Source organism: Amycolatopsis endophytica, from assembly GCF_013410405.1.
Classification (GTDB): Bacteria; Actinomycetota; Actinomycetes; order Mycobacteriales; family Pseudonocardiaceae; genus Amycolatopsis_E; species Amycolatopsis_E endophytica.
The window spans coordinates 1,567,377-1,587,453 of record NZ_JACCFK010000001.1 but is presented as its reverse complement, the minus strand read 5'-3'; the positions used below and the strand labels follow the sequence as shown (position 1 = coordinate 1,587,453).

Here is a 20,077-nt window from a genome sequence, read left to right as displayed (position 1 = left end):
CGCTCATGACGAGCATCGCCGACCTGCTGTCCCGCTACGACCGGCCCGGCGCCTGCGTGGCGCGGCTGCTGTGCGACGACCACCCGGCCGACGCCGTGGCGCTCACGGTGGTCGAACCGGACCTGACCAGCCGGGACGTCACGTTCGGCGAGTTGCGGGACGCGTCCGCGCGCTTCGCGACGTCGCTCGCCGGTCTGGGCGTCGGCCGTGGTGACCGCGTCGCGACGCTGATGGCGAAGTCCGCGGACCTCGTCGTCGCGGTGCTGGGGATCTGGCGGCTGGGCGCGGTGCAGGTGCCGCTGTTCACCGCGTTCGCGCCGCCCGCGATCGAGACCAGGACCGGTGGCGTGCGGGTGGTCGTCGCGGACGCGTCGCAGCGCGCGAAGCTCGACGAAGTCCCTGGTGAGCGGCGGGTGATCGTCACCGGGGAGGCGAGCGGCGACGACCTCGCGTTCGCCGACCTGTTGCGCGCCGAACCGCAGCCGGAACCGGAGACGGTGGGCGGCGACGGCACGATCATCGAGCTGTACACCTCCGGCACGACGGGAACGCCGAAGGGTGTGCCGATCCCGGCCCGTGCGCTCGCCACGTTCCGGATGTACCAGGAGACCGGCCTGGACCAGCGGCCCGGCGACGTGTTCTGGAACGCCGCCGACCCGGGCTGGGCGTACGGGCTGTACTACGCCCTGATCGGCCCATTGGCCCTCGGGCAGCGCAGCCTCCTGCTGCACGCCGGGTTCTCGCCGGAGCTGACCTACGCGGTGCTGGAACGTTTCGGCGTCACCAACTTCACCGCCGGGCCGACGGTGTACCGGGCGCTGCGCAACGCCGACGTGCCGGTGCCGGACGGGCTCGCGCTGCGGCACTGCTCGTCCGCGGGCGAGCCGCTGAACCCCGACGTCATCGAGTGGGCGCGGAAGAGCTTCGGCGTGCCGATCCTGGACCACTACGGCCAGACCGAGCTGGGCATGGTGATCGGCAACGGCTGGCACCCGGACGTGCGGGGCGAGCTGCGGCCGGGCTCGATGGGGCGCGTGCTGCCGGGCTGGGCGGCCCAGGTGCTGCGGCCGGACTCCGACGAGGTCGCGCCGGACGGGGAACAGGGCCGCGTGGCCGTCGACCTGCACGAGAGCCCGCTGATGTGGTTCACCGGCTACCGCGACGCGCCCGACCGCACCGCGGAACGGTTCTCCGCGGACGGCCGCTGGTACCTGACCGGCGACGTGGCGACGAAGTCCCCGGACGGCTACTTCACGTTCGCGTCGCGGGACGACGACGTGATCCTGATGGCCGGGTACCGGATCGGGCCGTTCGAGGTGGAGAGCGTGCTGCTGCAGCACGAGTCCGTCGCCGAGGCGGCCGTCGTCGGGCTGCCGGACGAGCTGCGGGGCGAGGTGCTGGCCGCGTTCGTCGTGCTCCGCGCGGGTGCCGAGCCCGGCGAGGAGCTGGTCGCGGAGCTGCAGCAGCTGGTGAAGACGCGCTTCGCCGCGCACGCCTATCCGCGTCAGGTGCACTTCGTGCCGGAGCTGCCGAAGACGCCGAGCGGCAAGGTGCAGCGGTTCCTGCTCAGGAAGAGCTGACCGCCTCGCGTTCGAGGGAAAAGCGCCACAGCAGGAGCGCGGCGAGCGCGGCCAGCGCGATCTGCGCCGCGCCGGACACCGCGAACGTCGCGCTCGCACTGCCCAGCACCTGCGTCAACGCGCCCCCGAGCAGGGCGCCGAGCGGGATCGCACCCCACACGACCGTCCGCCACACCCCCAGCACACGGCCGAGCAGTTCGCCCGGCACCAGCGTGTGGCGGGCGGTCGCCAGCACGACGTTCACCGCCACGACGGCGGCCGCGAACAGGCCGAACAGCGCCGCCGACGCGACCGGCTGATGCACCAGGCCCATCGCGCCGAAGCCGAGACCACCCGCGACGATGCCGCTGACCAGCACCGGCCGCCGTCCGGCGCGCCGCACCAGACGGGGCGCCACGGCGGCGCCGATCAGCCCGCCGATACCGCCGACGAACGTGAACAGCCCGAACGCGGCCTCGCTCAAGCCGAGGTCTTCGAGCGCGTACAGCACCAGCTGGGCCTGGGCCAGCTCACTGGTGAAACTGATCAGCCCGGCGACGATCACCAGGCGGAGCAGCAGCGGGTGGTGCAGCAGCCAGCGGAGGCCGTCGACGAGGTCGGTGCGCAACCGGGTCGGTTCGGCGGGTGCCTTCGGGCGGAAACCGCCCGCGAGGCCGAGCAGCAGCGCGGCGGCGATCGCGAAGCCCGCCGAGTTCAGCAGGAACGGGAACGCGGCGAACACCGCGAACGTGAGGCTGCCGACCGGCCCGCCCAGGAACGTCTGGCCCAGGATCTCCGCGGCCTGGAACTTGCTGTTCGCGCTCTCCAGCTGGTCCGGGCGGGCCAGGGCCGGGATCATCGCGTTGCCCGCGCTCTCCGCGACGGTCTCCGCCGCGCCCAGCAGCAGCGCGGCGACGTAAACGAGCCAGATCGTGAGCGCCCCGGTGTACACGAGCAGCGCCGTGGCGCCGACGACCACCGCGCGCCCGACGTTGGCGAGGATGACGGCCCGCCTGCGGTCGACGCGGTCCGCGAGCGTCCCGGCGAGCACGCCGAACAGCAGCCAGGGCAGGAACTGGGTGGCCGAGAGGGCCCCGATCTGGAGCGGGTCGCGGGTCAGGGTCGCGGCCAGCAGCGGGAAGGCCACCTTGCCGATCCCGTCGGCCAGGTTGCCCACCGCGTTGGCCGACAGCAGCCAGGTCAGCCGCCGAACCGGCATCGGTCCTTCATGATCACCCTCAGTGTATCCCCCGTGTCCCTGTGTTCGTATGCTGCCACGGGGGCGGTGCGGGAAGCGAGTTGATCAGGACTTTCGTGCAGGGGTGGGGGAGTTCCGAGGCAAGCGGGGTGCCCGGCCGGCGGGCTCGCCTCGCTGCTGCTAGCCCCAGCCGAGTTCGTGCAGGCGGCTGTCGTCGATGCCGAAGTGGTGCGCGATTTCGTGCACGACCGTGATCAGCACTTCCTCCACCACCTGGTCCTCGGACTCGCACATCCGCAGGATCGGCGTCCGGTAGATGGAGATCCGGTCGGGCAGCACGCCGCCGTAGTCGCTGGTCCGCTCGGTCAGTGCGACGCCGTGGTAGAGGCCAAGGATGTCGGGCGCTTCCTCGTTGTGGTCCTCCACCAGCACGACCACGTTGTCCATGGCGCCGGCGAGTTCCCCGGGGACCTCGTCCAGCGCGTCGGCCACCAGTTCCTCGAACCGGGCCGCCGTCATCTCCACCGGCACCGTCTACCCGCCCGGGCTCGGGGACGGCGGCGGTGTGCCGCCCTTGCGGATGCTGCCCGTCACCGGCGCCAGACCGCTGTTGTCCTCCAGCTTCGCGCCGACCTTGCAGTTCACCAGCGTCGAACCGACGTCCCAGCTCTCCTGCTCACGCACGTCCCACCCGAGGATCAGCTTCTGCGCCGCCAGATCGATCTCGCCCGCGTAGTCCTGCACGGCTTTGTTGCACTCGGTGTCCAGCCACGCCTTCTGGTCGTTCTGCGACGGGTAGCCGTCGTCGAACTTCGTCTTGAGGTCCAGTGTGGCGACGATCTCGTAGGAGTGCGGCCGCGCGCAGTCGATCGGGTTGCCGACCGTCTTGCCCGCCAGCGCCAGACAGGTCCCCGGCTCCCATACGGCCGCCTGCGACTGGCCCGCCGCGTTGCCGGTGATCGGCTCCAGCTGCCCGCCGGGCGCGGCCCACTGCAGCACGCACCGCATCTCGCGTTCACCGTCGGCCCACTCGTCGTTGCCGGGGCGCAGGGCGCTGACCGTGAACTTGCCGAACGGGTCCAGCGCCGCGCCCAGGTAGGCCGAAACGCCCTCACTGCACCGCTCCAGCGCGATGTCCCGCCACTGGTCGACCGTCGGCGCCGGCGCCTCCGGTGGGTACTTGTCGCCGATGTCGACCACACCGGTCACCTCGTACAGGTGCGGCTGCGCGCACGGCACGATGTGGATGTCCGACACGTCCGGCATCGTCCAGGTGACGCAACTGCCCGGCGGCGCGGCGAACGCGGCCTTCGCCTCGGGCGACTCCTCGACCTCGCCCCCGCCGCTGACCGCCCCGCCCCACGAGAACGCGACACTCAGCGACAACGCCAGGATGGCGCCCAAAAAGACACCCGCCATCACCAGCCGGGTGCGCAGCGTGCCTTTTTCCACTCCATCTCCGAGCATCGCCCCCATAATGCCTGCGTCCGGAGGACGGGACACCCCTCGGGTGGTTAGGGTGAGCGCGATGACAGACGACGGTGCGCCGGGCGGCCAGCGACCCCCGGAAGAAGAGCCCCCGCGCGGGTCGATGCGGTTCCAGGACCCGTCCACGTCCCAGCCGCGGGAACCGACGCTGGCCGAGCAACGGGCCCGGCGTCAGGCGCTGGCGGAGCAGGAGCGGCAGGAGATCGCCGAGCAGGAGGCCCGCGCCGAGGCGGAGCGCAAGTCCGCCACGCGGCGCAAGGTGCTGATCGGCGGCGGCGTGACGGTCGGCCTGGTGGCCGTGGTCGCGACCTGGTACATCGCGGGCACCGGCAACGAGGTGAGCGCCGTCTGCACCGACGGCAACAACGTCGTGCAGCCCGACGAGTACTGCGACGACGACTACATCCGGACCCACGGCGGCCAGTACAACGCCGTCGGCGGGTTCTGGTTCATCCCGCTGCCCGGTGGCGGGATGACGCAGTACCGCTACAACTACGGCGGCACCGGCACGGTCGGCCAGCCCGTGTCCGGCGGCAGCTACACCAAGCCCTCCGGCAACACGACGGTCAAGACCAACTCCGGCAAGACCGTGCAGCGCGGAGGCTTCGGCATCAGCGGCAAGAGCAGCGGCGGGAGCAGCAGCGACACCGGCGGGAAGAGCGGGGGATCCTAGGGTGCGAAGGGGGACCGCCCAGCCGCGGCGGGACTGGCAGCGCATCGTCGAAGAGCAGGGCCTCGTGTTCGGCACGCCCGCCCGCTACGGCTCCGGACAGGACCGTCCGTACTGGGACGAGTCGGTGCACTACGTCCTGGAGATGGACGAGGTGCTCAGCCTCGAAGCCGACGTCGAACTGCTGCACTCGATGTGCCTGGAGGCCGTCGACAACGTCGTCCTGACCGAGCGCTACCGCGAGTTCGGCATCCCGGAATGGGTGTGGCCGCACATCGCCGAATCCTGGAAGCGTCGCGATCCGCACGTCTACGGCCGCTTCGACCTGCGCTACGACGGCCGCGGCCCGGCGAAGCTGCTGGAGTACAACGCCGACACCCCGACCTCCCTGCTGGAGGCCGCGGTGCTGCAGTGGCACTGGAAGACCGAGGTCTTCCCGGACGACGACCAGTGGAACTCCGTGCACGAGCGCCTCGTCGAGCGCTGGCAGGAGATCCGCGGGCAGCTGCCCACCAACGAGCTGTACTTCACCTGGTCCAGCGCCGACCCCACGGGCGAGGACCACATCACCACCTCCTACCTGCAGGAGACCGCGGCCGAGGCGGGGCTGGACACCGTCGGGCTCGCCATCGAGGAGATCGGCTGGGATCCGGTGCTCAAGCGGTTCGTCGACCTCGAAGAGGCCCCGATGAACACCGTGGTCAAGCTCTACCCGTGGGAGTGGGTGGTCGAGGAGGAGTTCGGCCGCTTCGCCGCCCAGTCGCTGCCGCAGACCCTGTGGGTCGAGCCGCTGTGGAAGATGCTGCTGTCCAACAAGACACTGCTGGCGATCCTGTGGGAGAACTACCCCGGCCACCCGAACCTGCTGCCCGCGTTCGTCGACCAGCCCGGCATCCTCACCGAGTACGTGCGCAAGCCCAAACTGGGGCGCGAGGGCGCGAACGTGCAGATCGTGGCGCCCGGGTACGAGACCGAGACGGGCGGCGTCTACGGCGCCGAGGGCTACGTCTACCAGGCGTTCGACCCGCTGCCCGAGTTCGACGGGTTCCGCCCGGCGCTGGGCGCGTGGATCGTCGGCGACACCTCGGCCGGACTGGGCATCCGCGAGACCGCGGGACTGGTCACCGACGACGGGGCCGCGTTCGTCCCCCACCGGATCCCGCAATCGTGATAAACCACCCGCGTTCACTCACACCATCGAACTGGGAGACCCCGTGACCCACACCCTCGCGCTGTCCGAGACGTTCGGTTCCGATCTCGTGCGCGGGATCGGCGCGATCCTGCTGTACGGCGTCATCGGGCTGCTGCTGATGCTGGTCGGGTTCTACGCGATCGACTGGACCACCCCGGGCAAGCTGTCCGACCTGGTGCGCCGTGGTCTGCCGAACGCGGTGATCGTGACCGCGTCCGGGATGCTGTCGATGGCGTTCATCGTGGTCATCGCGATCTTCAACTCGGCCAGTGACCTCACCGAGGGCCTGATCACCTCGCTGGTCTACGGCCTGCTCGGCATCATCGTGCAGGTGCTGGCGGTGCGGCTGCTGGAGTGGTCGACCCGGATCGACGTGAAGGCGACCATGCAAAGCGACCAGTTCGCCCCGGCGAGCGTCGTGGTCGCGGCCGCGCACCTGGCGCTGGGTCTCGTCGTCGCGGTCTCGATCAGCTGAGGCCGAGCCCCTAGGGTGGGTGTGTGCGCCTGCTGAGGACTCCCGAAGACCGGTTCACCGACCTCCCCGACTTCGACCACCCGCCGCTCTACGCCGATCTGGAGAGCGAGCACGACGGCATCGTCCGGATCTCCTATGTCGAGGCCGGCCCGTTCGACGGTCCCGTCGTGCTGCTCCTGCACGGTGAGCCGAGCTGGTCGTTCCTGTACCGCTCGATGCTGCCGGTGCTGGCCGGAGCGGGTATCCGGGCGATCGCGCCCGACCTGATCGGGTTCGGCCGCTCGGACAAGCCGGTCGACATCACCGACCACACCTACGCCCGGCACGTGGAGTGGATCCGCTCGTTCGCGTTCGACGCGCTCGACCTGCGTGACGTCACGCTGGTCGGCCAGGACTGGGGCGGGCTGATCGGGTTGCGCCTGGTCGCGGAGAACCCGGACCGCTTCTCCCGCGTGGTCGCCGCGAACACCGTCCTGCCCACCGGAGACCAGGAGATGCCGCGCGAGTGGCTCGCGTTCCGGGACGCCGTCCAGAAGGCGCCGGTGCTCGACATCGCCCGCTTCGTGCAGTCCGGATGCCGCACGAAGCTGAGCGACGAGGTGCGCGCCGCCTACGACGCGCCGTTCCCGAACGAGATGTACAAGGCGGGCCCGCGCGCGATGCCCGGACTGGTGCCGACCACTCCGGACGACCCGGCGAGCGCGGCCAATCGCCGCGCGTGGTCCACACTGTCCGAACTGGACATCCCGTTCCTGTGCGCCTTCGGCGACAGCGACCCCATCACCGGCCCCGCCGCGCCCGTCCTGCGGCGCGCCATGAAGGGCGCCGCGGGACAGGACCATCAGACGCTGGCCGACGCGGGCCACTTCCTGCAGGAGGACAAGGGCGAGGAGCTGGCCCTCCTCATCGCCCGCTTCGTGATGGGCTGAGCGCGCTTCCCCACTGCGGCATTCGTAGCGTGGAACGCCACCGATGCCACAGTGGGGGAAGGTCGTCGTCAGCGGTTCTTGTGGCGGCCCTTGGTGTCCTCGTCGATCTCGACGCGCTCCTTGCGGACCTGCCCGGACACCGTCTCCTCGTCGCGGACGGTCTCCTTGTCCAGGCGCACCTTCTCCACCGGCACGGTCTCCTTGTCGACCTTCGGCCGCTCCTCGTGGAGGGTGACCTCCTGCTCCTCGTCGGCGATCCGGGCGCCGGTGCGGTCGCCGTCGGTGATCGGCTCGCGTTCCAGCCGCACCTCTTCGTGCGTCACCGGCACCTTGACCTGCTGCTCCTCGGTGACGGTGTACTTGCGCAGCCGCACCTTGCCGGTTTCGACGCGCTCGGTGCCGACGTTGAGCCGCTCCTCGGAGCGGGTCATCGACTCACCGGCCCTGCCGCGCGCACCCGGCTGCGGTTTCGGCGTGGTGGCGCGCTCGGTGGTGCGGTCGCCCATCGTGCCGCGGTTCTCGCGGCTGGCGCGCGGGGCGGGCATGTCGTAGAACCGGTACAGCTCGGCACTTTCCTGTTCGGACAGATGCCGGTCGCCGTCGGTCTGGGGCGCCTCGGAGACCTTTTCCTTGGACACCCGCACGTGCACCCCGTCGCGGTCCATCGTGGCGCCCTGCAGCGGCACGAAGCTCTCCTTGTGGCCGAACAGTCCGGTTCGGACGGTGACCCACTCCGGCTGCTGCGTGTCGTCGGCGACGTAGACCGTGCCGACCTTGCCGATCTTGTTCCCGTGGTTGTCCACCACGGCGTTCTCCATGAGCTCTTCCGGACGCATGGTGCCAGTCATGGCTTGCTCCTTCCCCGTTGTTGAGCCACGACAGGTGTTCACAGCTCAGCGGGGGTGTGAAACTGACACCATCAGGGATCACTCACGTGAGCGTCCCCCGGAAAACGCGTCAGGACGTGGAGCCGTCCGGGTTGATGACCTCGAACCGGGTGTAGGGCACCAGCGCCTCGGGGATCCGGATCGACCCGTCGGCCTGCTGGTTGTTCTCCAGCAGCGCCACCAGGGTGCGCCCGATCGGCAGGCCGGAGGCGTTCAGCGTCGCGATCTGGGCGCGCTTGCCGTCCTTGCCCTTGCCGCGAATGTTCGCGCGGCGCGCCTGGAAGGCGCCCGTGTCCGAGGCGCTCGAAATCTCCCGGTAGGTGCCCTGGCTGGGCAGCCACACTTCGATGTCGAAGGTGATCTGCGCCGTGAAGCCGGTGTCGCCCGCCGCGAGCTTGATGACGCGGTAGGGCAGGCCCAGCCGCCGCAACGGGGTCTCGGCGTGCGCCAGGATCTCCTCCAGCGCTTCGCGCGAGCGCTCCTCCTCGACGAACTGCACGAGCTCGACCTTGGAGAACTCGTGCTGCCGGATGAGGCCGCGGGTGTCCTTGCCGTACGAACCCGCCTCCGAGCGGAAGCACGGCGTGTGCGCGGTGTAGCGCAGCGGCAGGTCCTCCAGCGGCAGGATCTCGCCCGCATGCAGGTTGACCAGCGGCACCTCGGCGGTCGGGATGAGGAACAGCTCCCGGTCGGCCACGCCGGTGCGGAACAGGTCCTCTTCGAACTTCGGCAGCTGACCGGTGCCGGTCATGGTCGGGCGGGTGACGAGCGAGGGCAGGCTGAACTCGGTGTACCCGTGTTCGCCGGTGTGGATGTCGAGGAAGAACTGCGCCAGCGCGCGCTGCAGGCGCGAACCGGCGTTCTTGAACACCGCGAACCGTGGCCCGGACAGCTTGGTCGCGCGCGTCAGGTCGAGGAAGCCGGCACGCTCGCCGAGGTCGACGTGGTCCTGCGGCTCGAACCCGAACTCCGGCGGTTCGCCGACGCGGCGCACCTCTTCGGCGAACTCCTCGGTGGCGCCGTCCGGGATTTCGTCCAGCGGGATGTTCGGGACGCCGAGCAGGAACTCGGTGAGCTCCGCCTCGACCTCGCGCTGCTCCTCTTCGAGCCTGCCGATCCGGTTCTTCAGCTCACGGGCCCGCTCGCGCAGCTCGGTGACGTCCTCACCGCGCTTGGCCGCGGCGCCGACCTCGGCCGCGGCTTTCTTCGATTCGGCACGTGCCTGGTCGCCCTCGCTGATCACGGAGGATCGCCTGCTCACCAGCTTGCCCAGGTGGTCGGTGTCGAGCACGTACCCACGACGGCGCAGCTTGGCGGCCGCGTTCGCGTCGGGGTCGAGCAGCAGGCGGGCGTCGTGCATCGGTACTCCAGGTACGAGCCGGTACGGATGCGCTCCAGCGTAACGAGGCCGACCAGCGAGTTTCCCGCTACCCGGTCGCCAGCCGGATCTCCGGGCGCGCGGGCAGCCCGAGGCCCCGGTCGACGGCGACGCCCGCGGCGCGCAGGGCCGACCGGACGGTGACCTGGTTCGCGGTCAGCACCGGGATCCCCAGCCGCTGCTGGAGCGGTTCGATCACGTCGTAGGTGGGCACGTTGGTGCAGCTCACGAACAACGCGTCGGCGCCGGTCGTGTCCAGTTCGGCGACCGCGGCGAGCACGTGCGCGTAGTTCATCTTCCAGATGTCGCCGAGCAGGTTCAGCCCGACACTGGCGGTCGTGGTGATCCCGTACTCGGCGAGGAACGACAGCAGTCGGCCGGTCACCTCGTCGACGTAGGGCGTGACGACCGCGACCCGCCGCGCACCCAGCTCCGCCAGCGTGCTGACCACGGCGCCTGACGTGGTCAGCGCACGCGGGGCGCCGGCGTCGAGCATCGCGGCGACCAGCGCGGCCTCACCGGCGGCGCCGTCGACGAAGCTGCCCGAGGTGCACGCGAACGTGACGACCTCGGGTTCCGGCACGAGCAGGTCCCTGGTGGCGCGGCGCACGCCGTGCGGGTTGGCCAGCGCCTCGGCCAGCTGCACGGTGACCGGTTCCGGGAGGTAGGGCAGGCGCGTGGTGTGCAGGCAGGCGTGTTCGGGGACCCAGCGCCACAGCTCGCGGTCGAGGGCGAAGTCGAACGGCGCGATCACACCGATGCCGGTCTGGACGGGCAACGTGATCTCGAACGGATCGGTACTCATCGCGGCGTCTCCCTCTCGTCGGGGCGCTCGCCAGGCTAGGTTCGGCCGGGGACAACCGATGACGCCGCGAGTTACCGAGCGGTTAAACCTGGCCCGGGAGGCTTCAGTGAGGTGGCGGATCGCCGCGGTGGTGGCCGCGGCAGGACTGGTCAGCGCCTGTACGGCCACGGTCACCGGGACACCGCAACCGGCGCCGGGACGGGTGACCGTGGCGCCGGTGAGTTCGACCGACCCGTGCACGCTGCTCACCACCGACGAGGCCGCCGACCTCGGCCTCGGCCCCGGCACCCCGATGCCCGCCCAGCCGAAACAGCGGGTGCCGCCGGGCTGCGACTTCCGCCCGACCGATCCGGAGGCGGATCTCGACGACTCCGTGCAGCTCTTCTACGGCACCGACCAGACCATGGCGGAGTACTTCGCCGCACAGCCGGTCGGGGAGAAGGAGCTCGGCGGCGTCACGTGGCAGGTCTACTCGTCCATCATGGGCGACTGGCTGTGCAACCTGGGCACCGAACTCGGCGAGACCGAGTTCGTGGTGATCAGCGGCCAGAACCTGATGGAGCCGGAGAAGTCCTGCGTGGTCGCCGAGCGCGTCGCCCCGACAGTGGCCACGCACCTCCCGCCCCACTGACCCACGGCCGTGTTTGCCCCTCCGGTCGCCGTGTTGGCCGCTCCGGTCAGCGTGTTGGCCGTTCCGGTCAGCGTGTTGGCCGGTTCAGGACACCTGGTCGGCGACGTGCTTCGCGATCTCCAGTGCGCTCGTCGCGGCGGGTGAGGGCGCGTTGAGCACGTGCACCTGGTGTGGCGCGGTCTCGATGAGGAAGTCGTCGACCAGTGAGCCGTCCGGGCGCAGCGCCTGTGCCCGCACGCCGGAGCCGTGCCGCACGATGTCGTCCGGGCCGACCGCCGGGACCAGCCGCGCGAGGCTCGCCGCGAACCGGCGCTTCGACAGCGACCGCAGCACCTCCTCCAGTCCCGTCGGGTAGGCCCACTTCCGCGCGAGCCGCCACGCGCCGGGGAAGCGGGCGACGTCGGCCAGGTCGGCTGGTGAGACGTCGCGCCAGCGGTATCCCTCGCGGCGCAAGGCCAGTACCGCGTTCGGTCCGGCGTGGACGCTGCCGTCGAGCATCCGCGTCAGGTGCACGCCCAGGAACGGCAGCGCCGGGTCGGGCACCGGGTAGATCAGGCCGCGCACCAGGTGCCGCCGCTCCGGCCGCAGCTCGTAGTACTCACCGCGGAACGGGACGATCCGGGCTCCCGGCCGCAGCCCGGCCAGCTCGGCGACCCGGTCGGACTGCAGGCCCGCGCAGTTGACCAGCGCGTCGGCGCGGAGCACCTCGTCGCCGGTGGCGACCTCGACGCGCGCGGTCGACCCGGTCCGGATGCCGCGGACCGTGGTGTCCAGCCGCAGGTCGGCGCCGTGTTCGGTGAGCAGCCGGACGAGCGCGGTGCAGACGCGCGGGAAGTCGATGATCCCGGTGGACTCGACCCGCAGGGCCCGCACGCAGGCGACCTCCGGCTCGTACTCGCGGGCCTCGGCCGCGCTGATCAGCTTCGCGGGCACGCCGTTGGCCTCGGCCCGTTCGGCGAGCACGCCGAGCGCGGGCAGCTCGGCCTCGCTGGTCGCCACGACGAGCTTGCCGCACACCTCGACCGGCACCCCGTGCTCGCGCGCGAAGTCCACAATAGACCGGTTGCCCGCCACGGACAGGCGTGCCTTGGCCGAGCCCGGTTTGTAGTACAACCCGGCGTGCACCACGTTGGAGTTGTGACCGGTCTGGTGCGCGGCCCAGCGGTCCTCCTTCTCCAGCACGGTCACCGCGGAACCGCGCCGGGTCAGCTCCCACGCGACCGCGAGCCCGATGATCCCGCCGCCGACGACCACCACCCGGTTCACCACGGGACCAGCGTAGCCGCGCCGGCCGTTCACGGACGACGGTTGTGCGTGCCCGGGGTGTACCCGAAGGCGCGCCGGAACACGTCGATGAACGCGCTGGCCGACGACCAGCCGCACCGGTGCGCGACCGCGGTCACCGGCACGTCCTCGGCCAGCAGGCGCAGCGCGTGGTAGAGCCGCAGCTGCGTGCGCCACTGCGGGAACGACATGCCCAGGTCGCGGTGGAAGAGGCGGCTCAGGGTGCGCTCGCTCGCCCCGACGACCGCCCCGAGCTGCGCGAGCGTGCGCGGGTCGGCGCAGTCGTGGTGCAGCAGGTCGCAGACGTCGGCGAGCCGCCGGTCGGCAGGGGTGGGCAGCTGGACGGGCTGCTGCGGTGACGCGCGCAGCTGGTCGAGCAGGACCGCGCGCAGCCGCCGTCGCTCGGCGGAACCGTCGTCGGGGTCGCGGGTGCAGGCCAGGATCAGTTCGCGCAGCAGGGGGCTGACGGACAGCACCGTCGGCACGTCCAGGCCGAGCGGGTTGGTGTCCGGGGGCACGCCGAGCATGTGCAGGTCGAGCCTGCCGTGGGCGAAGTGCGCGTGCACGCATCCGGCCGGCACCCAGATCGCACGCGTGCCGGGGGCGAACCAGGTGCCCGCGTCGGTCGTGACGGTCACGACGCCGGAGCCCGCGTAGATGATCTGGTGCTCGTCGTGGTGGTGCGCGTCGATGCGCTCCCCGGGCGCGAGCGCGCGCATCGTGGTGGGCGCCCGCGGGGTGTGGCGGATTCCAGACATCACTTGGCAGATTAGCGGAAGTGCGCCACTCTGGACCGGCGAAAACTGGACCGGTGTTCACTTCGCTGATCACCCGGCTCTCGCTCGGGCACGCGTGCGTCGACATCTACCAGGGCGCGGTCGCGTCGTTGGTGCCGTTCTTCGTCGCCGAGCGGGCCTACACCTACGCCGCCGCGTCCGGCATCGTCCTGGCCGCGTCCCTGCTGTCCTCGGTCGTGCAGCCGGTGTTCGGCGCGCTCGCCGACCGGTGGTCGATGCCGTGGCTGCTGCCGGTCAGCGCGCTGACGAGCGGGCTCGGGGTGGCGCTGGCCGGGGTCAGCGGCTCCTACGCGCTGACGCTGGTCGTCGTCGCGGTGTCCGGGATCGGGGTCGCGGCCTACCACCCGGAGGCCGCGCGCGTGGCCCGGCTCGCCGCACGGGGCAGTCACACCGCGATGAGCTGGTTCTCCCTCGGCGGCAACATCGGGTTCGCCGTGGCGCCGCTGATGGTCGCGTCGGTGATCGCGACCGGCGGCCTCGGCGCGTCGCCGTTCCTGATCGTCCCCGCGCTCGCCGGGGCCGCGCTGTGCGGGGCCGCGTTGCGGAAGATCCCGCGGCCGTCGACCACGGCGCCGGACGCGCGCGAGACGGCGGGCCGGGACGACTGGTCCTCGTTCGCGAAGCTGTCCGGAGCCATCGTGTGCCGCTCGATCGTCTTCGTCGGGCTGAGCACGTTCATCTCCCTGTACGCGACCCAGCGGGCGGGCGGGGGAGCGGTCGCCGGCACGGCCGCGTTGTTCGTGCTCTACCTCGGCGGCGCGGTCGGCACGCTGGCCGGTGGCGTGCTCGCCGCGCGGTTCGGCCGCCTGCCGGTCGTGCGGTGGTCCTACGCGCTGACGGTCCTGTCCGTGGCGGGCACCGTGTTCGTGCCGGGGCCGCTGCTGTATCTGTTCGTCGCGTGCACCTCGGCCGGGCTGTACGTCCCGTTCTCGCTGCACATCACGCTCGGCCAGGACTACCTGCCGCGGCGCATGGGCACCGCGAGCGGGGTCACGCTCGGCCTCACGGTGAGCATCGGCGGTCTCGCGAGCCCGCTGCTGGGCGCGCTCGCCGACGCCACCTCCCTGCGGACCGCGCTGATGCCGTTGATCGCGCTGCCCGCGATCGGCTTGGCCCTCCTGTCCACTGTGGAGGAGCCGGTGCTCACGCCCCCAGCGCGTCTCTGACCTCACGTACGACCCTGTCCACATCGGACTCGGACAGTGCCTGGTGCGACGGCAGGGACAGGGCCTGCCCGGAAACCAGGGCAGCGACCCGGAACTCTTCCGGCGCGCGGTCGGGCACGCCGGTTTCCACGCCGCGCCCGGCCAGTTCCGCGACCAGCTCCTCCCTGGCGAGCATCGCGTGCGGTCCGACCAGCACCGGGAAGGTGTGCCACTCGTGCCCGTCAGGCACGGCGAGACCGGGCGTCCCGGTCAGGCCGAGGGCCAGCGCTCGCGCGTTGGTGCGGCGGGCCGCGATCGCCTCGTCCACACGGGACAGTTGCGGGATGCCGACGGCGGCGTGCAGCTCCGACATCGCCACGCCCCGGTCACGCGCGGCCCGCAGTCGCGCGGCAAGCTCGCCGTCGTTCGTGGTGAGCACGCCGCCCTGTCCGGTCGTCACGATCGCACCGGGGGACAACGAGAAGCAGTTCGTCCCGTCACCGGCCGCGCCGAAGGCCGGGCCCGCGTCCTCCACCACGGGCAGCCCGTGTTCCGCGGCCAGCGCCGCCAGCTGGCCCAGGTCCGTGGGGCGGCCGAACGGGCGCACCGGCAGGACCGCCCTGGTACCCGCCGTGATCGCCGCCGCGACGGCCTCCGGATCGAGCGCGTAGTCCGGGGTGATGTCGGCGAACCGGACGTCGGCACCCGCTTCCCGCACCGCGGCGAGTGTCGCGGCGTCGGCCAGCGGTGACGTGATCACCTCATCGCCCGCCGCGAGGCCGTGCGCGCGCAGCGCCGTGACCAGAGCCGCGGTACCGCTGTTCACCGCGACGGCGTGCACGGCCCCCGCCGCGCGGGCGAAGCCCTCCTCGAACCGGGCGACCATCGGCCCCCGCGCGAGCGACCCGGACCGCAGCACCTCCACCACGAGGGATTCGGCGTCGCGGACGTCGACCGCGGTGAGGGGAATCATGGGTGCGGGGTTCCTTTACTGTGGGTCGTTCGGGTGTCCGGGAAACTGTACGGACGGTCTCGCGCGACGGAGGGAAGGTCCTGTGACCCTGCTGGCTCCCGGAGCCCGGCTCGTCGACGCGGAGACGGGTACCGTCCTCGACGGTTCCGCGCTGATCACCGAGGTCGAGCGCCGGGCCGACCGGCTCGCGGTGCTCCCGGACGGTGTCCTGTTCGCCCGCACCGGTGTCGACGTGACGAGTGTGCTGCGCTACCTCGCGGCGGTGCACGCGTTCCGCGCGGTCGCGCTCATCGATCCGGGGCTCGACGTGCCGGTGCTGGAGATGCTGATCGAGCGCTACCGCCCGGCCGCGGTGCTCGACGCGCCCGTGACCGGGCCGCCCGCCGGGTACCGAGCCGAGGACGGGCACTGGCTGCGGCTCGACGAGGACGGCATCCGCCCGCACCCCGACCTCGCCGTGGTGCTGCCGACCAGCGGTTCCACCGGAAATCCGAAGCTGGTGCGGTTGTCGCGCAAGGCGATACTGACCAACGCGCACGCGATCTCCGACGTGCTCGGCATCGACGAGCGCGAGGTCGCGCCCACGACGTTGCCGCTGCACTACGCCTACGGCCTGTCCGTGCTCAACTCGCACCTGGTCAGCGGCGCGACCGTGGTGGTCGAGCGGGAGGGCATCCTGGGCCGCGGCTTCTGGGACGCCGTCGCCGCGCACGAGTGCACGACGGTCGCCGGCGTGCCCTACCACTACGAAATGCTGTCGAAGCTCGACTTCGACCCGTCCGCCAACCCCGGGGTGCACACGCTGACCCAGGCGGGCGGCCGGATGCGGCCGGAGCTGATCGCCGAGTTCGACACCAAGATGCGCACGGCGGGCGGGCGGCTGTTCGTGATGTACGGCCAGACCGAGGCCGCGCCGCGGATGGCGGTGATGCCCGCGGAGCGGCTCGCCGAGAAGCTCGGCTCGGTCGGGCCCGCGCTGCCCGGCGGCCGGTTCGCGGTGCGGCGCCCGGACGGTACGGACACCACCCACCCCAAGATCAGCGGTGAGATCGTCTACCGCGGGCCGAACGTGATGATGGGCTACGCCGAGAACGCCGCCCAGCTCGCGCTCGGCGACGAATGCGGCGGCGTGCTGCCCACCGGCGACCTCGGTTACCTCGACGAGGAGGGGTTCCTGTTCGTCACCGGCCGGTTCAAGCGCATCGGCAAGGTGTTCGGCAACCGGATCAGCCTCGACGACCTGGAGCACGCCACCCGCGCGACCGGTCTCGGTATCGACATCGTGGCGGCGGTCGCGGGCGACGACAAGGTCGTGTTGTTCGCCGAGGGGGTGCCCGCGGAGACCTGCCGCGCCGCGTCGCGGGCGCTCTCCGACCGGCTGCACCTGCACGCCTCCGGGTTCGACGTGCGCTCGATCGACACGATCCCGCTGCTGGCCAGCGGGAAGATCGACTACCAGGCGCTCACCGACCAGATCTGAGCCGGATCGAAACGATTCCGGCGCCGGACCGATATCCACTCCAAGGGTGGAGCGGCGTCACGGAGGGGAATGTGACTGGGGCCCTGGCCGCCGTATGGGTGGCGCTGGCGGTGGTCGCGATCGCGGTGTGGCCGCGCGCCGGGACCGACCGTGCCCGCCGGGCCTGGATCCTGCTCCTCGCGCTCGTGTTCGCCCTGGTCCTGCAGCTCGCGGTGGCGACAGTGCCGGACGACGCGTTCGTCACGTTCCGCTACGCCCGCAACATGGCCGAGGGCTACGGCGCGGTCTACACGATCGGCGAGCGGGTCGAGGGCGTGCCGGACTTCCTGTGGCTGGTGCTGGTCACGCTCCCGCGGGCGGCCTTCGGCGCGGACATCGTCACCGGCGCGGTCGTGCTGGGGGTGGCGTGCGCGCTCGGCTGCGTCGTACTGGCCTGCCTGCTGGCCGACCGGTTCGCCCCGGGGGCCGGTCCCGTCGCGGCGGTGCTGACGGCGGGGGCGAGCATCCTGGCCGCCCAGGGCCTCGCGGGCACCGGGACGCCGCTGTTCGTCCTGCTCGTGCTGGCCGGGTGCCTGGCACTGGTCACCGGGCACCCGCTGGTCGGCGGGGTGCTCGCCGCGCTGGCCGTGATGACCCGGTCGGACGGGCTCGTGTTCGCCCTGCTCGGCGAGGTGTGGCTGGTGTCGACCGCGGTGCGGCGCCGCTCCAGCTGGTGGGCGCCCGTGGGGTACCTGCTGGGCGCGCTGGTGTTCCTGGTGCCGTGGTGGGCGTGGGAGACCACCTACTACGGCCGTGCCGGGTGGTCCGCGTCGGCGCACCTGCCGTACGGCTTCCTGGTGTGCGCGCTGCTCGCGGTCGGCGTGGCCGCGCTGTGCGGCAAGCTGGGCGCCCGCCGCGCTCGCCCGTCACCGCGTCCGCGGCGCGGCCTGCTGGAGCGGCGCGCGGCAGGTGCCGTCGCGCTCGTGGTGTGCGCGGTCAGCGTGCCCGTCGCGGTCGCGGCCCAGCAGGTCGTGCGCACCGACCGGGACCGGCTGTCCCAGGCCACGGAGATCGGGCACTGGCTGCGGGACCGGCTCCCGGCGGGATCGAGCATCGACACGTTCGGCAACGCCGCGCTGGCCTACCGCGCCGGGGCACGCATGACGATCACCGGCATCACCGGCCCCGACCTGGAGGACGAGTACGCGCCCGTCGCCAACTTCGGCCTGCCCGTGCTCGCCGCCCCGCTGGCCTGGTACGACTCCGCCCAGCGGTGCGAGATCGCCACCGAATACGCGGAGCGTTACGACGTGGCGACGTTCCGTCGTGGCGGGGCGAGCTGGCTCACGCTCTACCTCCGCGCCGACGCCGAGGCCCGCCTCCTTGCCCAGCTCACTGGCGACGCCCGCCTGACATACGTGCCCTGCGGCTAGAACCAGCGCTCCAGAACCTGGGCGACGCCGTCTTCGCCGTTCGGGCCGGTCACCTCGTCGGCGATCTCCAGCACGGCCGGGTGCGCGTTCGCCATCGCCACGCCGTGACCGGCCCAGCGCAGCATGTCCAGGTCGTTGGGCATGTCGCCGAACGCGATGATCCGCTCCACCGGCACGCCGAACCGCTCGGCCACCTCGGCCAGTCCGGTGGCCTTCGTGATGCCGTGCGCGGCCAGTTCGATCAGGCCGCCACCGGCCGAGAACGTGATGTCGAACGATTCGTCGAGCACCGCCCTGGCCGCCCGCGCCATCTCGTCCGACGTCATGTCCGGGTGGCTGACCAGCAGTTTCACCGCGGGCCGCCCCACGATCTCCGCGCGCGACACCGGCACGCCCTCGCCGTCGCCCCACGGGTTGCGGTAGCCGTGCTCGATCACCAGGTGCCGCACGTCCGGGTCCACCGCGCGCCTGCCGACGCGCTCGGCGGCGAAGCCGCAACCCGGCAGCGCCTTGGTCAGCTCGTCGACGGCGTCGCCCAGCAGCATCGGCTCCAGCGCGCCGTGCACGCTGACGACCTCGTCGTGGCCGATGTCGTACAGCACGGCACCGTTCGCGCACACCGCGTAACCGGTCAGGCCGCCGGCGTCGGCGACGGCCGGGATCCAGCGCGGCGGGCGCCCGGTGGCGAGTACGACCGGGACCCCCGCCTCCATGGCGCGGCTCAGCACGGCGGCGGTGCGGGGCGACATCCGTTCCAGCGGGTCGAGCAGGGTGCCGTCCACATCCGACGCGATCAGCAGGGGTTTCTCCACACCCCCATTGTCCCCGGGGTGCGCGGTGGGCCGGTCGCCGGTGCCGACCGATAGCGTGGGCCGGTGCGCGCAGGCATCGTGATTCTTCCCGAGGACCGGTGGTGGGCGGCCGAGCCGAAGTGGCGGGCCGCCGAGGAGTACGGCTTCGACCACGCCTGGACCTACGACCACCTGGGCTGGCGGACGCTGGTCGACGGTCCGTGGTTCGGCGCGGTGCCGACGCTGACCGCCGCCGCCACGGTCACCTCGACCATCCGGCTCGGCACGTTCGTGGCCTCGCCGAACTTCCGGCACCCGGTCCCGTTCACGCGTGAGCTGATCACCCTCGACGACGTGGCCGACGGCCGCGTCATCCTCGGGATCGGCGCGGGCGGTCTCGGCTACGACACGCAGGTCCTCGGCGAGCCGGAGCTGACCCCGCGGCAGCGCTCCGACCGGTTCGCCGAGTTCGTCGAGGCGCTCGACGGCCTGCTCATCACCGACGGTTTCGACTACGAGGGCACGTATTACACCGCGCGCGGCGCGCGGAATCTGCCCGGATGTGTCCAGCGGCCGCGAATTCCGTTTCTCGTCGCGGCGAATGGGCCGCGCGCGATGAAGGTTGCCGCAACTTATGGTGGCGGCTGGGTGACCACGGGCCGCGGGGCCGAAACGCTCGACGAGTGGTGGACGGACATCGCCGCGTTGTCCCAGCGGTTCGACCAGGTGCTGGCCGAGAACGGCCGCGAACGCGACGAGGTCCACCGGTACCTCAGCCTGGACGCCGCACCGGTGTTCTCCCTGGTCAGCAAGGAGGCGTTCGTCGACGCGGCGGGCCGCGCGGGCGAACTCGGCTTCACCGACGTCGTGGTGCACTGGCCGCGCTCGTCGGGCCCGTACGCGGGGCGCGAGTCGGTGCTCGAAGAAGTGGTCTCCGACGTGCTGCCCGGCCTGCGTGACGCGCAATAGTGAATGTGGGTGCG

20 protein-coding genes are annotated in these 20,077 nt (G+C 71.8%); 10 read left to right on the top strand and 10 right to left on the bottom strand.

Features of this window, described 5'->3' with window-relative positions:
* Positions 1 to 5 precede the first annotated feature (5 nt).
* Positions 6 to 1,580 (top strand): AMP-binding protein, encoded by a 1,575-nt coding sequence (locus tag HNR02_RS07915; RefSeq protein WP_179772522.1) that lies wholly within the window; start codon positions 6 to 8, stop codon positions 1,578 to 1,580.
* Here HNR02_RS07915 and HNR02_RS07910 read toward each other — a convergent pair.
* The 3 genes from HNR02_RS07910 to HNR02_RS07900 all read right to left on the bottom strand — a co-directional run bounded on the left by HNR02_RS07910 (position 1,567) and on the right by HNR02_RS07900 (position 4,224).
* Positions 1,567 to 2,778, bottom strand: coding sequence for an MFS transporter (locus HNR02_RS07910; protein ID WP_179772521.1), 1,212 nt, complete (start codon positions 2,776 to 2,778; stop codon positions 1,567 to 1,569). The two genes, HNR02_RS07915 and HNR02_RS07910, sit on opposite strands and share 14 nt — an antisense overlap.
* A gap of 159 nt (positions 2,779 to 2,937) precedes the next feature.
* Positions 2,938 to 3,288: a metallopeptidase family protein gene (locus HNR02_RS07905; RefSeq protein ID WP_179772520.1), complete on the bottom strand. Its 351-nt coding sequence runs from the start codon at positions 3,286 to 3,288 to the stop codon at positions 2,938 to 2,940.
* 3 nt (positions 3,289 to 3,291) lie between these two features.
* Positions 3,292 to 4,224, bottom strand: a complete 933-nt coding sequence (locus tag HNR02_RS07900; protein ID WP_179772519.1) for a septum formation family protein — start codon at positions 4,222 to 4,224, stop codon at positions 3,292 to 3,294.
* Positions 4,225 to 4,285: 61 nt separating this feature from the next.
* Between HNR02_RS07900 and HNR02_RS07895 the strand changes: the two genes are divergently transcribed.
* From HNR02_RS07895 to HNR02_RS07880, 4 genes are read left to right on the top strand one after another with little or no spacing between them, the layout of a single operon-like run.
* The gene (locus HNR02_RS07895; RefSeq protein WP_246338521.1) at positions 4,286 to 4,918 is read left to right on the top strand and encodes a hypothetical protein; all 633 of its coding nucleotides are present in this window, start codon (positions 4,286 to 4,288) and stop codon (positions 4,916 to 4,918) included.
* Position 4,919: 1 nt separating this feature from the next.
* Positions 4,920 to 6,086, top strand: a complete 1,167-nt coding sequence (locus HNR02_RS07890; protein WP_179772518.1) for a glutathionylspermidine synthase family protein — start codon at positions 4,920 to 4,922, stop codon at positions 6,084 to 6,086.
* Positions 6,087 to 6,129: 43 nt separating this feature from the next.
* Positions 6,130 to 6,582 carry a DUF350 domain-containing protein gene (locus tag HNR02_RS07885; RefSeq protein ID WP_179772517.1) on the top strand — a complete coding sequence of 151 codons (453 nt, stop codon included), beginning with the start codon at positions 6,130 to 6,132 and terminating at the stop codon, positions 6,580 to 6,582.
* 23 nt (positions 6,583 to 6,605) lie between these two features.
* On the top strand, positions 6,606 to 7,511 hold the full coding sequence (locus HNR02_RS07880; RefSeq protein ID WP_179772516.1) for a haloalkane dehalogenase: 906 nt from the start codon (positions 6,606 to 6,608) through the stop codon (positions 7,509 to 7,511).
* 68 nt (positions 7,512 to 7,579) lie between these two features.
* On the opposite strand, the gene HNR02_RS07875 is transcribed toward HNR02_RS07880, so the two are convergent.
* The 3 genes from HNR02_RS07875 to HNR02_RS07865 form a co-directional block, all read right to left on the bottom strand.
* Positions 7,580 to 8,359: a DUF2382 domain-containing protein gene (locus tag HNR02_RS07875; protein WP_179772515.1), complete on the bottom strand. Its 780-nt coding sequence runs from the start codon at positions 8,357 to 8,359 to the stop codon at positions 7,580 to 7,582.
* A gap of 109 nt (positions 8,360 to 8,468) precedes the next feature.
* Positions 8,469 to 9,758 (bottom strand): serine--tRNA ligase, encoded by a 1,290-nt coding sequence (serS, locus tag HNR02_RS07870; RefSeq protein WP_179772514.1) that lies wholly within the window; start codon positions 9,756 to 9,758, stop codon positions 8,469 to 8,471.
* Between the two features lie 67 nt (positions 9,759 to 9,825).
* Positions 9,826 to 10,581 carry a maleate cis-trans isomerase family protein gene (locus tag HNR02_RS07865; protein ID WP_179772513.1) on the bottom strand — a complete coding sequence of 252 codons (756 nt, stop codon included), beginning with the start codon at positions 10,579 to 10,581 and terminating at the stop codon, positions 9,826 to 9,828.
* 106 nt (positions 10,582 to 10,687) lie between these two features.
* Between HNR02_RS07865 and HNR02_RS07860 the strand changes: the two genes are divergently transcribed.
* Positions 10,688 to 11,212 (top strand): DUF3558 family protein, encoded by a 525-nt coding sequence (locus tag HNR02_RS07860; protein ID WP_179772512.1) that lies wholly within the window; start codon positions 10,688 to 10,690, stop codon positions 11,210 to 11,212.
* An 84-nt stretch (positions 11,213 to 11,296) separates the two neighbouring features.
* On the opposite strand, the gene lhgD is transcribed toward HNR02_RS07860, so the two are convergent.
* Both lhgD and HNR02_RS07850 read right to left on the bottom strand, forming a co-directional pair.
* Entirely contained in the window at positions 11,297 to 12,478 is a 1,182-nt protein-coding gene (lhgD, locus tag HNR02_RS07855; RefSeq protein ID WP_179775768.1) for an L-2-hydroxyglutarate dehydrogenase, read from the bottom strand.
* Between the two features lie 29 nt (positions 12,479 to 12,507).
* Positions 12,508 to 13,254 carry an AraC family transcriptional regulator gene (locus HNR02_RS07850; protein ID WP_179772511.1) on the bottom strand — a complete coding sequence of 249 codons (747 nt, stop codon included), beginning with the start codon at positions 13,252 to 13,254 and terminating at the stop codon, positions 12,508 to 12,510.
* Between the two features lie 53 nt (positions 13,255 to 13,307).
* Here HNR02_RS07850 and HNR02_RS07845 point away from each other — a divergent pair, with 53 nt between their 5' ends.
* Positions 13,308 to 14,459 carry an MFS transporter gene (locus HNR02_RS07845; protein WP_312860940.1) on the top strand — a complete coding sequence of 384 codons (1,152 nt, stop codon included), beginning with the start codon at positions 13,308 to 13,310 and terminating at the stop codon, positions 14,457 to 14,459.
* Here HNR02_RS07845 and HNR02_RS07840 read toward each other — a convergent pair.
* Positions 14,437 to 15,411 (bottom strand): DegT/DnrJ/EryC1/StrS family aminotransferase, encoded by a 975-nt coding sequence (locus HNR02_RS07840; protein WP_179772510.1) that lies wholly within the window; start codon positions 15,409 to 15,411, stop codon positions 14,437 to 14,439. The two genes, HNR02_RS07845 and HNR02_RS07840, sit on opposite strands and share 23 nt — an antisense overlap.
* A gap of 82 nt (positions 15,412 to 15,493) precedes the next feature.
* On the opposite strand from HNR02_RS07840, the gene HNR02_RS07835 reads away from it, so the two are divergent.
* Both HNR02_RS07835 and HNR02_RS07830 read left to right on the top strand, forming a co-directional pair.
* The gene (locus HNR02_RS07835; protein WP_179772509.1) at positions 15,494 to 16,891 is read left to right on the top strand and encodes an AMP-binding protein; all 1,398 of its coding nucleotides are present in this window, start codon (positions 15,494 to 15,496) and stop codon (positions 16,889 to 16,891) included.
* Positions 16,892 to 16,962: 71 nt separating this feature from the next.
* Complete coding sequence (locus HNR02_RS07830; protein WP_179772508.1) at positions 16,963 to 18,303, top strand: glycosyltransferase family protein; 1,341 nt, start codon at positions 16,963 to 16,965, stop codon at positions 18,301 to 18,303.
* On the opposite strand, the gene HNR02_RS07825 is transcribed toward HNR02_RS07830, so the two are convergent.
* A complete protein-coding gene (locus HNR02_RS07825; RefSeq protein ID WP_179772507.1) occupies positions 18,300 to 19,115 on the bottom strand; it encodes an HAD family hydrolase in 816 nt (271 codons plus the stop codon). The two genes, HNR02_RS07830 and HNR02_RS07825, sit on opposite strands and share 4 nt — an antisense overlap.
* A gap of 63 nt (positions 19,116 to 19,178) precedes the next feature.
* Here HNR02_RS07825 and HNR02_RS07820 point away from each other — a divergent pair, with 63 nt between their 5' ends.
* Entirely contained in the window at positions 19,179 to 20,063 is an 885-nt protein-coding gene (locus HNR02_RS07820) for an LLM class flavin-dependent oxidoreductase (RefSeq protein WP_179772506.1), read from the top strand.
* Positions 20,064 to 20,077 lie beyond the last annotated feature (14 nt).

Bases quoted from the DNA above. Each gene is read 5' to 3' on its own strand.
- HNR02_RS07915 (WP_179772522.1), top strand. From the start codon at position 6: ATGACGAGCATCGCCGACCTGCTGTCCCGCTACGACCGGCCCGGCGCC.
- HNR02_RS07840 (WP_179772510.1), bottom strand. From the start codon at position 15,411: ATGATTCCCCTCACCGCGGTCGACGTCCGCGACGCCGAATCCCTCGTG.
- HNR02_RS07900 (WP_179772519.1), bottom strand. From the start codon at position 4,224: ATGCTCGGAGATGGAGTGGAAAAAGGCACGCTGCGCACCCGGCTGGTG.
- HNR02_RS07865 (WP_179772513.1), bottom strand. From the start codon at position 10,581: ATGAGTACCGATCCGTTCGAGATCACGTTGCCCGTCCAGACCGGCATC.
- HNR02_RS07910 (WP_179772521.1), bottom strand. From the start codon at position 2,778: ATGCCGGTTCGGCGGCTGACCTGGCTGCTGTCGGCCAACGCGGTGGGC.
- HNR02_RS07875 (WP_179772515.1), bottom strand. From the start codon at position 8,359: ATGACTGGCACCATGCGTCCGGAAGAGCTCATGGAGAACGCCGTGGTG.
- serS (WP_179772514.1), bottom strand. From the start codon at position 9,758: ATGCACGACGCCCGCCTGCTGCTCGACCCCGACGCGAACGCGGCCGCC.
- HNR02_RS07895 (WP_246338521.1), top strand. From the start codon at position 4,286: ATGACAGACGACGGTGCGCCGGGCGGCCAGCGACCCCCGGAAGAAGAG.
- HNR02_RS07850 (WP_179772511.1), bottom strand. From the start codon at position 13,254: ATGTCTGGAATCCGCCACACCCCGCGGGCGCCCACCACGATGCGCGCG.